The organism is Methanoregula sp. (assembly GCF_050010295.1).
Taxonomy (GTDB): Archaea; Halobacteriota; Methanomicrobia; order Methanomicrobiales; family Methanospirillaceae; genus Methanoregula.
In genome coordinates this window covers 35,884-48,260 of the sequence record NZ_JBEKLH010000013.1, presented here as the reverse complement: position 1 = coordinate 48,260, position 12,377 = coordinate 35,884, and the positions used below count along the sequence as shown (strand labels likewise).

Here is a 12,377-nt window from a genome sequence, read left to right as displayed (position 1 = left end):
TCGGAGCTGACCTGAAATCACGAATATTCCAGATTCAGAAGAAAGAAATTTCATGCAAGATCATTCTCGCTAACCTTGACAGGTTTATACAATTTGTCTGGATAGAGGTTTTCTACAGAGCATATTTTTCTGATCATTTGCTTGTACTCTGCTGCGGTCAGGAGGGTGACCCTCTCTCTCCCCCGGAGGGGGAGGCATCCCAAGGGGAGCATCCCCTTGAATCTCTGAGAGGTCTTCAGACTTCGAAAAGGAGAAGATTTACAAAGTAAACCTTCGACCCCTTTTTTCGGGTTTTCCATCAACCTTCTGAGGAACTATCCCAATATAGGGGGTGCCCGAGCGGCGGGGAATGAATCGTCGCATCAGCGAAGAGAGCCTAACGGCTCTCTTCTCGTGTTCCTTCGTCACACAGCGAGGATTAATTGGAGAAGAATTCGCCAGAATTCTTCGACTGCGGATTCGGGAATAATCGAAGAACGCTTCGCATTCTTCTCCCGCCTCACCTCACGTTCCGTGAGGTTCGTCGCCCCCAAGAGCGATTGCATGTTTCTCCGAGGATTTCAACAGAGCTCAAAATTCTGTTCTCAGGTTTTACGTTACGACGGCTTTTTTGAACCGCCACCATGCCAGCAGGAACGTGATCCCGGTGAAGACTGTGAGCCCGGCAAACGAGACCAGAATATCAGCGGGCGTGAACACATAGTGTTTACCGAGTGCGACAAAGTCCGGGCCGATCGCAAAGTACCGGATGCCGGTGATAAGCAGGGTCATCGGGTTATAAATTGAAATGACTTTCAGGATCTCGGGGAACGCGTCGATCGGGTAGAGCGCGTTGCTGGCAAAGAATATCGGCATGGTGAGGAGGGTGATGACTCCCTGGAGCCCCTCGGGACTCTCCATCGAGATGGCGATCGCTGCCGAGAGAAAGAGGAACCCGAGGGCGAACATACCAACGAACGCGAGGATGCCGAGGACCCCGGTAACGACCTGGACGGCGGTATACCCGGAGAAGAATGCAGCTCCGATCAGGATGCCGAAAACCATGATGATGATGGCCTGGATGAAGGACTTGGTCACCCCGGAGAGCCCGATCCCGAAGATGATGTGGTTCCGGTTCATCGGACTTGCGAGGATCTCCCGCATGAGCCCCCAGTTCTTGTCAAACAGGATGACAATGCCGCCGAAGAGGCTGGTGAAGAGCGTGGTCATCGCGATGATGCCCGCTCCCATGAAGGTGAGGTAGCCCACCGCGTGAACTCCTGCGGGAACCGGCACCCCGGCCAGGAGCCGGTCAAAGTTACTGGACATGGCAATCCCGAAGAAGGCCAGCCAGAGCGCCGGCTGCAGGAGGGAGGAGACCAGCAGTGTCTTGAACCGGACAAAGCGGATCATGTCGCGCCAGTAGATGGTGGTAAACCCGTACTGCATCTCACCGCCCCCCGGCCCGCATGAACCTCGGGCGTGCGGGAGCCTGCCCCTCGTCCCGGATCTCTTTTCCGGTATAGAAGACGAAGACGTCGTCCATGGACGGCTTCTTCAGGTTGATGGTGGAGATCTCTATGCCGGCATTGCGGAGGGTGTCGATGATGCCGGGCAGCACTTTCGTCCCGTCCTCGTTCACCATCAGGGTGAACCCCCGCGTCTTGGCCTTGATGTCCCTGACAGGTGGCAAATCCTTCAGGAGTCCAAGGGCGGCCTTGTCGTTGTCCGTCTCGAGGTAGATCAGATCCTGCCCGAGCGTGTTCTTCAGTTCCCAGGATGTCCCCGTGATGATGATCTTCCCGTGATCGATGATGCTGATCCGGTCCGAGAGCTGGTCTGCCTCGTCCATGTAATGGGTCGTGAGGAAGATGGTGGTCCCTTCGCGGTTGACACCCTTGATGTACTCCCACATGCGCATCCGGGTCTGCGGGTCGAGACCGATGGTCGGTTCATCGAGGAAGAGGACTTTCGGGCGGGTCATCAGGCCGCGGGCGATCTCGAGCCTGCGTTTCATCCCCCCGCTCAGTCTCTTGCTGAGCTCATTGCGCTTCGATTCAAGCTGGACCAGTTTCAGGAGTTCGTCAATCCGTTTCCGCCGCTCCCCGGCCGGCATGGTATAGAGCCTTCCGTGGAACTCGAGCAGTTCCCAGACGGTCATGTCCCGGTCGAGAGTGATGTCCTGGAAGACAATGCCGATCGATTCCCGGACCTTTTGCGGCTCTTTCGTGACGTCATACCCGGCGATTGTCGCGCGTCCCTTCTGCAGGGCGAGCAGCGTGATGAGCACGTTGATCGCGGTGCTCTTGCCCGCGCCGTTCGGCCCGAGGAACGAGAAGATCTCCCCTCTCCTTACCGCGAAGCTGATACCATCGACTGCCCTGAAGTCCCCGTAAGCATGTTCGAGGCTCTCAACGCATATGATCGTCCCGTCACTGCTGCCTGCCGGGTCATCCGTTTCCATACCGGGAATATTCCTGAAGAGAATATATGAACGTGGCGATAGCGGCCAGCGGCCCGGAACAGGGCAGGGTCCCGGCAGGGCAGTTGACTGGCAACCAAGTACTGTGCAGGGATTTGCGGTACCAGGGGTTCGCTCTATCCCTTTCCGCAATACAAATGTATAACCAAAAATACGGGAAAGATCTAATGAACGTTATCCACTACCCGTGCTCCGGATAGTGAGAGGTGAACACAATTGAACGATACCATACTCCTTGATCAGCAGCCCCTCGGGCCCGTCACCTTTGCAGAAAATCCCGAACCCCGCTGCCCCTGCCTCCTGTTGCTGGACACGTCCGGTTCCATGGCAGGGCGTCCCATAGAGGAACTGAACGCCGGGATCCGCGCGTTCTACGAAGAGCTCCAGTCCGATTCCCTCGCGGTCAAACGGGTCGAGGTGGCACTCATCTCCTTTGGCCCCGTCAGGATCATCAGCAACTTCAGCACCGCCGATTTTTTCCTCGACCCGACGCTCGTTGCTGAAGGAGACACGCCGCTCGGCGAAGCAATAACCATGGGGATCGACCTCGTCCGGAAGCGCAAGGAGGAGTACCGCTCAAACGGCATCTCCTTCTACCGCCCGTGGATCTTCCTGATCACTGACGGCTCGCCAACCGACAAGTGGCAGCATGCTGCGTCAATGGTCCGCGAAGGGGAGAACACAAAGTCCTTCGCATTTTTTGCCATCGGCGTCCAGAACGCGGATATGAAGGTGCTCCGGCAGATCTCGGTGAGAGAACCGCTCAGGCTTCAGGGCCTGAAGTTCCGGGAGTTCTTCCAGTGGCTCTCGAACTCCATGAAGTCCGCCTCCCGCAGCAACCCCGGGGACAAAATTCTGCTCGCTCCACCGTCAGGTTGGAGCGAGATATGAGCTGGAAATACACTGCTTCATCCGTGACCGGGAGAACACATCTGGACCGGAACGAACCGGGCCAGGACTACTGCCGGGCCGGCGCAGTCCAGATCTCGGACCGGGAGTTTTTCATCGGTCTCGTAGCAGACGGGGCCGGGAGCACGAGGTGTGGCGGGGAGGGGGCAAGGACTGCCTGCGACACCGCTTATGAGTCCATAATGAAGGCGATCAGGGTGGCGGGGGAGATCCATCCCACCATGACGGACGCGGATGTCAGGGACTGGGTCTGCTCTGCCCGGGGGGCAATCGTCGCACAGGCCGCTGAATCGGGAGCACCGGTCCGGGAGTATGCCTGTACCCTGATCGGCAGCGTGATCGGCAACGGGCAGGCGATCTGCTTCCAGATCGGGGACGGGGCCATTGTCGTGAAGGAACGCGATGAGTACCAGGTCGTTTTCTGGCCGGACCAGGGGGAATATGCCAATACCACCTTTTTTGTCACGGATGAATCGTTCCTGAAGCACCTGGAGATATCCCGGAAGGATTTTCTGCCGGAAGAGGTCGCGCTGTTCACGGACGGCCTGCAGAGCCTCGTCCTCTCGTTCTCGAAAAAGGCTGCCCACGACGGTTTTTTCCGCCCCCTGTTCGCTGCGGTACGGGCCCATTCGGGAAACCGGCTGCCGGACCTTTCCGCCCAGCTCGATGGGTTCCTGTCCCGCAGCGACGTCAATGAGCGGACTGATGACGATAAAACGCTGGTCCTCGCCGTCCACGTCCCGTGATCCCAATGCAGGAAAAAGGTCGTTCGTTCTTCGATTGCCATGGCAGGAGGATCCTGCCCGGGAAAAAGGTCGGGAGCGGGGGGGAGGGCGATGTGTACGATATCGGGCAGGGCCAGCGCCATGTGGCAAAGATCTACCACAAGCCGCTCAGCATGCAGAAGCAGGAGAAACTCCGGCTGATGGTCCAGGGGTGCAACGAGGAACTCGAGGAGATCTCCGCCTGGCCGGTCGACCTTGTCTATGACGGGCCTGACGGGCCGGTCTGCGGTTTTCTGATGCCCAAGGTGACGGACGGCGAGCCCGTCCACAAGGTATACGGGCCAACGCACCGGAAGCTCATCTTCCCGACCGCTGACTGGAAATTCCTGGTCCGGGCTGCAAAGAACCTCGCCGCCGCGTTCGACGTGATGCACCATTACGGGTACGTGATCGGGGACGTCAATGAAGGAAATATCCTGGTCAGCAACCATGCCTGCGTAACCCTCATCGACTGCGACTCGGTCCAGGTGCGGACTTCCGGCACCGTCTATTACTGCGAGGTCGGGGTGGCCCAGTTCACCCCGCCGGAGATCCAGAACTCGAAAGACTTCCGGATCGAGCGGTCGAAGAACCATGACAATTTCGGCCTTGCCATCCTGATCTTCCAGCTCCTGTTCATGGGCAGGCACCCGTTTGCCGGAGTCTATTCCGGAAAGGAAGACATGCCGATAGAACGGGCGATCGCAGAGTACCGCTTCGCGTTCAGCCGGGATGCACCAAAAAGGCAGATGTCGCCCCCGCCGAATTCGGTGGGTCTCGCTGTCGTCCCGCCGGAGGTGGCTCGCCTCTTCGAGCAGGCGTTCGGCCAGTCCCACGGGAGGGACCGCCCCTCTGCAGGGGAGTGGTGGACAGCGCTCGACTCGCTGGAACGGAAGCTGAAGCGGTGCAGTGCCGATTCGGGACACGTGTATCTCTCCGGTCTCCCCTCCTGCCCATGGTGCCGGCTCGAGCAGGAGTCCGGGGCGTTCCTCTTCCTGAGCCCGGATGCAGTCTCCAAATTCGACCTGGTTGCCGAATGGAAGAAAGTCACTGCATTTCCGCCGCCCGGTCAGCTCCCGGTCATCTCCCCGGACCAGTCCCATCCCGCTCCGGTCCCCCTGCCCCCGGACCTGGAACGATCGTTTTTCTTCACGAAAGTCCGGATGGTTACAGGATTGGCGCTCGCGATCTGGTGCGGGCTTGTCCTCGCCAGCAGCCTATCCACCGATTACGGGGTCACCGCTGCAGTCGCGGTCGCTGCAGCCTTCCTACTGCTCTTCCCGGGAAAAGAGGCAGCGGAGAAGAGAAGGCGGCGGACGGCGTTTGAAAGTGCCCGCTACCGCTGGGACCTGATCCGCAAGAAGTGGACTTCAGATGCCGGCGATGAAGCCTACCGCGCCAAGCTGCAGAAGCTTCAGGTGCTCAGAAATACGTACGCGTCCCTTGAGAAACAGTATACGGTCGCCCGGGGCTCATTCCAGCACACGGCAAAGGAACGGCAGCTTGCAGCGTATCTCGGGACCTGCTTCATCGACAGCTACAACTTTCTCCGGATCGGTGCAAACCGGAAAGCGGTGCTGAGGTCGTTTGGGATCGAGACCGCGGCAGACATCAACCGGGGGAGCCTCCAGCGCATCACCGAGTTTGGCGATATTCACCGGGACGAACTCCTGTCCTGGCGCACGCAGATGGAGGAGCGGTTCAGGTTTGATCCCTCCAAGGGGCTGGACCCGGCGGACCGCCAGAACCTGATCCACCGCTTCCAGCCGAAGATGCGCCCGGTCGAGCGGGAACTTCGGCTCGGGATCGAGTCCCTGAACCAGGTCAGGCAGAAGATCCTGCAGAACCGGGCCCGGTACCGCCCTGCGGTCGAACGAAGCGCCCGCGAACTTGCTCAGGCGGCCGCAGACCTCGAGGTCTTCACCCTCCTGAAAAAACCGTGAAACCGGTCGACGGGGCCGGAAATTTCCGGGTGAGGGGGTCATCCTGGGCCCGTCCGGAGCAGATCAGCCGTTCACTCCGGTTTCTTCCCGGTCAGCAGGAAGACGGTGAGCGCCCTCGTCCCCCCGCCGGGCACCGGTTTCAGGACAATTGCCGCGGTCCGGTTCCTGACCGATTCAAACCCTGCATCTTCCAGTTGTTTGCGCAGGAGGCAGCGGTCGAACCCGGCATGGAAGACACCGGTATTGTCGTCGTGGAATGTTCCGCCGTCCGGATCAAGGTCCGCAACACAGAGAAGCCCGGAAGGTTTGAGAATCCGGGAAAACTGCCCGAGCAGCGGGCGGATGTCCAGGATGTGGTGGAATGTCATGCTGCTGACAACCAGGTCATACTGCCCCTCGAGCAGATCCCCGCGGTCAGGATCCATGAGCCGGGTCTTCACGTTCTTCAGGCCCAGGCTGGAGATCTTCCTGTTGAGAATTTCCAGCATTCCCTGCGAACTGTCAACCGCAATGGCAGAACGGACTTCGGGCTGGAGCTCGAGGGTTAAGAGCCCGGTCCCGCAGCCGAAGTCGAGTACGTCCATATCGGGTCTGATCGCGATCGTCTCGCGGATGGCCCGGGCGACATCCTGTGCCATCTTCACCCGCCCCGGGTTCTCGTCCCAGGTTGCTGCCACGGCATTGAAATCCCGTTTTTCGTCGCTCATCTGATCTCAGGTTAGTTAGCGGGCGGCAGCGAATAAATTCATGGGATCTGTGTGCAATGGAGTGATACAACTCGTGTACGGGAGCCCGGATACCATGTGCCGGGAAGAACCGGCGGTTTTCTCCTGCATCTGCATCATGGCCGCCGGCCATCCAGGCGTATTGTTCTGGCAGGAAACCGGTCGCAGGCGATTGTAATGCGGATCCATGATCCGGAACGTTTCTCGGAACATGGCGTCGTGCTATACATATTTGACGTGAAGCGACCAAGAATAAAAGAATGGTACCCGAGCCCGTATTCCGCTACAAACAGTGCCTGATCATCAGGAACGATATCAAGATGAGCTGCGGCAAACGGTGCGCCCAGGCCGGCCACGCCTCCGTCGGAGCGTACAACGGCGCGGACAAGGCCCTGCAGAAAGCGTGGCTCTCCGAAGGGCAGAAGAAAGTGGTGCTCAAGGCAAATGACGAGCGGACACTCTTCGAACTCAAGGTCATTGCAGAACGATCCGGCATCTCCACATCGCTCATCCAGGACGCAGGAATGACCGAGATCCCTCCAGGTACAATCACGGCCCTCGGCCTCGGGCCTGCGAAGAGCGAGGATCTCGACAAAATCACCGGTGCTCTCTCTCTTTTATGAACCAGAGCCCCTACCCCCTTGAACGCGAGCTCGGCATGCGGTACTACGCGAGCGATGCCGAGGGGATCGGCGGGAGACTGCGGTCGGTGCCCGGGGACTTCCGGGTAGAGGAGATCCCCCTGCCGGAGAAAGGGGGGACGAGCGGGCCGTACCTGATCTGCACCCTCACCAAGACCAACTGGGAGCTCCAGCACGCAGTAAAAGAGATAGCAAAACGGCTGGGCATCAGCCACCGGCGCATCGGCTGGGCGGGCACGAAGGACCGGAACGCCGTGACCAGCCAGCGGATCTCGATCTACAATGTCACGGCTGGGCAGGTTGCAGGTGTACGGCTGAAAGACATCCTCCTTGAACCATTCGGGAATGCGAACGAGGCCCTGTCGCTTGGCGACCTGAAGGGAAACCGGTTTGACCTTGTGATCCGCGAACCTGATACGCCCGATCCCGGGGAACGTATCCAGGAAATTACGGAAACGGTCAGGGACGGCGTACCCAACTATTACGGCCTCCAGCGCTTCGGCGCCATCCGTCCGGTGACGCACAAGGTGGGGAAATGGATCCTGCGGGGCGACTTTGAGCAGGCCGTCCTGACCTACATCGGGCTTGCCTATCCCGCCGAGACCGACACGGTGAAAGCGATCCGGTCGGAATTTTACCAGAGCCGCGACCCCGCGCCGGCGCTCCGCAGTCTCCCGGTCCAGATGAACTATGAACGTGCCATGCTCCATCACCTGCACGTCCATGCCGGCGATTATAGCGGGGCACTCCGGGAACTGCCGCCCAAGCTGCTCTCGATGTTCGTCTCCGCGTTCCAGTCGTACCTCTTCAACTGCGCCCTGAGTCTCCGGTTTGACGAGGGATACGGGCTCAGCGATCCCGTACCAGGAGACCGGCTGTTGTTTGCCAACGGGCGGACTGATACCGCTACCACATCAAACCTTGCTGCGGTCTCGTTGCATATCCGGCGGGGACGGTGCAGCATTGCGCTCTTCATGCCCGGCAGAGAAAAGATGGATCCGAAAACAGAAGGCGGGCGCGTGATGGAGGAACTCCTGGCAGAGTATTCGATCACCCCGGAGGACTTCGGACACGCTTCAGCATTCGTGCACACGAAGTTCGAAGGCGCATGGCGGCCGATTGCGCTGAAAACGGAGATCGAATCTGCCCTTGAGGGAAGCAGCGTCCGGCTGAAATTCACCCTGCCCCCCGGCCACTACGCGACAACGGTCTGCCGCGAGTTCATGAAGGCAGACCCGGTCCGGATGATCTGAAAGGTACAAGGTCAACGGCGCGATTCCGCAAGTCTCTTGGCGCCGTCAATGGCATCGTTGAGGTTGCCCAGCTCGTCGACAATATTGAGTTTCACCGCGTCGGCGCCCCGGATCACCCTGCCGTCCTCAATATCTGAGCGTGCGATCACGCGCTGGGTGGTAACATCGGTGATGAACGCTTTGAAGCTTTCGTCAACGATCTGCCTGGCGTATTCCTGCTCGTTAGCAGTCATGGGGCGCGAATCCGAGCCCATGTCCTTCATGTTGCCCGATTCTACCACGCTCGTGTTGTAGCCTTCGTTCTCCATCCAGCGGCTGATATCGGAGAACCTCCAGATCACCCCTACACCGGCCGTGAACGTATCAGGATCCGCGTAGATCCTGTCCGCATGGGCACTTACATAATACGCAGCTGAAGTTGCCATATCTCCCATCGAGACCACGACCGGTTTTTTCGTCTTTGCGTATTCGAGGTCGCGGATGATCTCCTCAGCAGCTGCAGGTGAACCGCCGGGGCTGTCGACCCGCAGGACGATTGCCTCAGTCATCGGGTCATCAGCTGCCGCCCTCAGGTTGTTGCCTACCACCTCGCTTCCGATCGAGGTGCCATCATCCACCAGCCCGGTGACCATGGTCCCTTCCATCCGGACTACGGTCACGCCACCGGTTCGTTCCGGGTGGGTGAGATACAGGGCGGCGATGACAGCTCCCGTTACGACGATGACGAAAACGATGATGACGAAAATCCATTTCATAGCCGGCCGGCGTCCCACGCGAGCAGGACCTGCAGCACGTTGCCAGATATCCATGTCCATGTTATACCCCGGCATAGAGTACATCAAATTCAGAGACGAGGTTGCTCCCGCACATGTAGTATTTTTTCAGGTTGAGCCGGATCATCTCGTCTTCGCTGTTGATGTGCATCCCGCCGACAAGCGATGGCGTGTCGGAACCCCCGACAATGAACGGCAGGTGGATGAGGCGGATCTCGTCCACGAGCCGGTCGTGCAGCATATGCCAGTTCAGGGTGGGCCCGCCTTCGATCATCAGCTTCTTCACGCCGAACTTTTCCCTGAGGATCTTCAGGAGCAGAGGGAGCTCGACATGGGTCTTTCCGGCAACGATGACGTGGGCACCTTTCTTCCTGATCGCTCCGACCCGCTCCAGCGGGGCCGCTTCGCAGACCGCGATTGCCGTCGGCGCATCCGGCCCGAGCACGTTGGCATCGAGCGGGATATCAGCCATACTGCACGGGATGACGCGGAGCGGGCTCTTCCCCGGCACCAGCCGGACCGTGAGGAACGAGTTGTCGATCCGGATCGTGTTGGCCCCGACCATGATGGCATCGTATTCGGCCCGGGTGGTGTGCAGGAGGGTCTCGGTCTCGGGTGCCATGTATTTCATCAGGATCTTCGAGGATGCCCCTTTCTTGAGCGTGAGCTTGCCGTCCGCAGTAATTTCCGACATCATCAGCACGTGCGGGCGATCGTGTGTAGTTGTCATTGCCGATCTTCTCGCCTCCTGTATTGGTCGGGGAACATAAATAACGTGACGATAGCGGCTACCGCCCGGCGCAGATCCCCGGTGCTCCCGCTGCGCCCGATGAGCAACTATTAATGGTTTATGTACCCATGAATTGAGTTATGAATATTACTGCACTCCGGCCACGGTTTATCAGGTATCTTGAGCCGGTCGCAGACGTCTTTGTCAGGCTCAGGATAACGCCCAACCAGATATCGCTGCTCGCACTCGCTGCCGGTATTGCATGTGCGGTTCTCTTCTGGCAGCGGCAGTTTCTTACGGGGGCTCTCTTCCTCCTGCTCTCCGCCGTCCTGGACCTCGTGGACGGGAGCGTTGCCCGGAAGACCGGCGCCCATACCGATTTCGGGGCTGTCTTTGACTGGATCGTTGACAAGTACGTGGACGCGCTGGCCCTGCTCGGCGTCGGGCTTGCCGGCATCCCGATCGTGAGCGGATTTTTCCCGGTCCCCCCCGCTGCCGACTTTGCCGTCGTCGCATTTGCGATCATCGGCTCCCTGATGAACACCTTCATCAAGCCCGTGGTCTACGCGGAGATCGGGTACCGTGAAAAAGTGGAGGGGAAGATCGACGACCCCCTCGAAGGGGTCGGGTTCTTCGGCAGGCCGGAGACGCTCCTTGTCCTGATCCTCGGCGGGGCCTTCAACCTGATCTGGGCCGCGGTCATCATCATCGCGGTCTTCACGAACCTGTCCGCACTCCAGCGGATCACGTACCTTTACCGAACGCTTTCCTGATCTCGCCGTAATAGAGCTGGTAGAGGTCTTCGGCAAATTTCCCGAGGTTCGGGATGATGGTAAACAGCCCGTAGGCGATCACGATGAGACAGATGAGGGCGAGGAATTCTGCGATGACATTGTGCGCCCAGAAGAAACTCTCGTATCCCAGTTCGCCGTTGCTGGCGATGTCCGGGTAATACGGGAACCATTGTTGCGTGTACGCCATGATGACAAAGACGTTCCTTAACAGGTTCAGGAAATAGATCGTCGGGGCGACGATGAGGAAGGCCAGTATTTTCTGCCGGAACGTCGTTGGCACGGCAGCCGATACCCCGAGAAGGATGGCGATGCTCTGGATGCCGGTGCAGGCGAGGATAATCTCCACGCGGAAACCGTTACGGGAGATGATGTTCCAGTCTGCAAGGTTCACGCTGAAATGGAGGAGGTTGAGCAGCCAGACGATCTGCCCGACGACCGCCCCGATGAGCCAGTCGCCGAGTACGGGAATATATTCGAACGGGGCGTAGATGATGAACGCCACCGCGGCAGCCCGCGACAGGTGCATGACCCGCTCGTCATCGGCCATAAGGTACTGGGCCGTGATGACGAGGAACGGTACCGAGAGTGCCGCTATGACCGGGTACATGAAATTATTCTCGCTGAAATAGAACGGCAGTTCGGCAAAGAGAGACAATACGATAAAAACCCAGCCGATGATGGCCGAATATTTACGGTGGGGACCGGGTATGAGGAACGCAAGAAACCCGATACAGGATATCAGGACCAGATACTCGATCATTATAGAATTTATTCACCCAATACCAAAAAAAGGATTCTGAACGGGCAGAGTTCAGGACGGGTTCCGGGACAGGATAACTGCTTTCCGGAGGCGCCGGGCTCTCCGGGTGAGCCTGACACGCACAAGACGAGGCTTAATCTCCTATGGTCGCGCATACTATACCGATGTTCTGTCCTGAATGTAAAACCATGCTTATGTCATCTGCAGGCCAGCTGAAGTGCCGGAAATGCGGGTATATCCGGAAGATTGAAGGCGCTGACCAGATGAAGCGCAAGGTAAGCCGCAGTGAGAATGAGATTGTGATTGTTGAGGAGGAGGGGCAGGAAAAGACCATGCCCACCATCCAGATCAAGTGTCCCAAGTGCGAGAACAATCTTGCTATCTGGTGGCTCCGTCAGCTCCGTGCAGCCGATGAAAGCGAAGTGCGGTTCTTCCGCTGCACTGAATGCGGGCACACCTGGCGCCAATACGACTGAATTTTTTCCCATACCTTTTTTGTTTTAAAATTGTGCCTGAACGGGATCCATGGTATCAGGATCATACTTCCCAAAATTTCAAACGGTCATTGAAGACCAAAAAATGCCGTTAAAACAGGATGCCGTACACACAAAATGACTGCCCCCA

14 protein-coding genes are annotated in these 12,377 nt (G+C 58.5%); 8 read left to right on the top strand and 6 right to left on the bottom strand.

Annotated features, from left to right (window positions below; genetic code table 11):
- A partial coding sequence (locus ABSB80_RS12725; RefSeq protein ID WP_428371005.1) for a hypothetical protein occupies positions 1 to 269 on the top strand: 269 nt, incomplete at its 5' end.
- Between the two features lie 322 nt (positions 270 to 591).
- On the opposite strand, the gene ABSB80_RS12720 is transcribed toward ABSB80_RS12725, so the two are convergent.
- Positions 592 to 1,428 (bottom strand): ABC transporter permease, encoded by an 837-nt coding sequence (locus tag ABSB80_RS12720; protein ID WP_428371004.1) that lies wholly within the window; start codon positions 1,426 to 1,428, stop codon positions 592 to 594.
- Position 1,429: 1 nt separating this feature from the next.
- Positions 1,430 to 2,443: an ATP-binding cassette domain-containing protein gene (locus tag ABSB80_RS12715; protein WP_428371003.1), complete on the bottom strand. Its 1,014-nt coding sequence runs from the start codon at positions 2,441 to 2,443 to the stop codon at positions 1,430 to 1,432.
- A gap of 234 nt (positions 2,444 to 2,677) precedes the next feature.
- On the opposite strand from ABSB80_RS12715, the gene ABSB80_RS12710 reads away from it, so the two are divergent.
- From ABSB80_RS12710 to ABSB80_RS12700, 3 genes are read left to right on the top strand one after another with little or no spacing between them, the layout of a single operon-like run.
- Complete coding sequence (locus ABSB80_RS12710; RefSeq protein ID WP_428371002.1) at positions 2,678 to 3,352, top strand: vWA domain-containing protein; 675 nt, start codon at positions 2,678 to 2,680, stop codon at positions 3,350 to 3,352.
- Positions 3,349 to 4,116, top strand: a complete 768-nt coding sequence (locus tag ABSB80_RS12705) for a PP2C family serine/threonine-protein phosphatase (RefSeq protein WP_428371001.1) — start codon at positions 3,349 to 3,351, stop codon at positions 4,114 to 4,116. Before ABSB80_RS12710 ends, ABSB80_RS12705 begins: the two co-directional genes overlap by 4 nt.
- A 5-nt stretch (positions 4,117 to 4,121) precedes the next feature.
- Positions 4,122 to 6,077 carry a helix-hairpin-helix domain-containing protein gene (locus ABSB80_RS12700; protein WP_428371000.1) on the top strand — a complete coding sequence of 652 codons (1,956 nt, stop codon included), beginning with the start codon at positions 4,122 to 4,124 and terminating at the stop codon, positions 6,075 to 6,077.
- 71 nt (positions 6,078 to 6,148) lie between these two features.
- Here ABSB80_RS12700 and ABSB80_RS12695 read toward each other — a convergent pair whose 3' ends face one another.
- Complete coding sequence (locus ABSB80_RS12695) at positions 6,149 to 6,784, bottom strand: class I SAM-dependent methyltransferase (protein WP_428370999.1); 636 nt, start codon at positions 6,782 to 6,784, stop codon at positions 6,149 to 6,151.
- Between the two features lie 278 nt (positions 6,785 to 7,062).
- Here ABSB80_RS12695 and pth2 point away from each other — a divergent pair, with 278 nt between their 5' ends.
- Positions 7,063 to 7,425 (top strand): peptidyl-tRNA hydrolase Pth2, encoded by a 363-nt coding sequence (pth2, locus tag ABSB80_RS12690; protein WP_428370998.1) that lies wholly within the window; start codon positions 7,063 to 7,065, stop codon positions 7,423 to 7,425.
- Entirely contained in the window at positions 7,422 to 8,696 is a 1,275-nt protein-coding gene (gene truD / locus ABSB80_RS12685; RefSeq protein WP_428370997.1) for a tRNA pseudouridine(13) synthase TruD, read from the top strand. The genes pth2 and truD overlap by 4 nt, the downstream gene beginning before the upstream one ends.
- Positions 8,697 to 8,707: 11 nt before the next feature.
- Here truD and sppA read toward each other — a convergent pair whose 3' ends face one another.
- On the bottom strand, positions 8,708 to 9,451 hold the full coding sequence (gene sppA / locus ABSB80_RS12680; protein WP_428370996.1) for a signal peptide peptidase SppA: 744 nt from the start codon (positions 9,449 to 9,451) through the stop codon (positions 8,708 to 8,710).
- 61 nt (positions 9,452 to 9,512) lie between these two features.
- Positions 9,513 to 10,199 (bottom strand): dihydrofolate reductase family protein, encoded by a 687-nt coding sequence (locus tag ABSB80_RS12675; protein WP_428370995.1) that lies wholly within the window; start codon positions 10,197 to 10,199, stop codon positions 9,513 to 9,515.
- A gap of 140 nt (positions 10,200 to 10,339) precedes the next feature.
- On the opposite strand from ABSB80_RS12675, the gene ABSB80_RS12670 reads away from it, so the two are divergent.
- Positions 10,340 to 10,972: a CDP-alcohol phosphatidyltransferase family protein gene (locus ABSB80_RS12670; protein WP_428370994.1), complete on the top strand. Its 633-nt coding sequence runs from the start codon at positions 10,340 to 10,342 to the stop codon at positions 10,970 to 10,972.
- Here ABSB80_RS12670 and artA read toward each other — a convergent pair.
- On the bottom strand, positions 10,944 to 11,753 hold the full coding sequence (gene artA, locus ABSB80_RS12665) for an archaeosortase A (protein ID WP_428370993.1): 810 nt from the start codon (positions 11,751 to 11,753) through the stop codon (positions 10,944 to 10,946). The genes ABSB80_RS12670 and artA overlap by 29 nt on opposite strands.
- 164 nt (positions 11,754 to 11,917) lie before the next feature.
- On the opposite strand from artA, the gene ABSB80_RS12660 reads away from it, so the two are divergent.
- On the top strand, positions 11,918 to 12,229 hold the full coding sequence (locus tag ABSB80_RS12660) for a transcription factor S (RefSeq protein ID WP_428370992.1): 312 nt from the start codon (positions 11,918 to 11,920) through the stop codon (positions 12,227 to 12,229).
- The last annotated feature ends 148 nt before the right edge of the window (positions 12,230 to 12,377 follow it).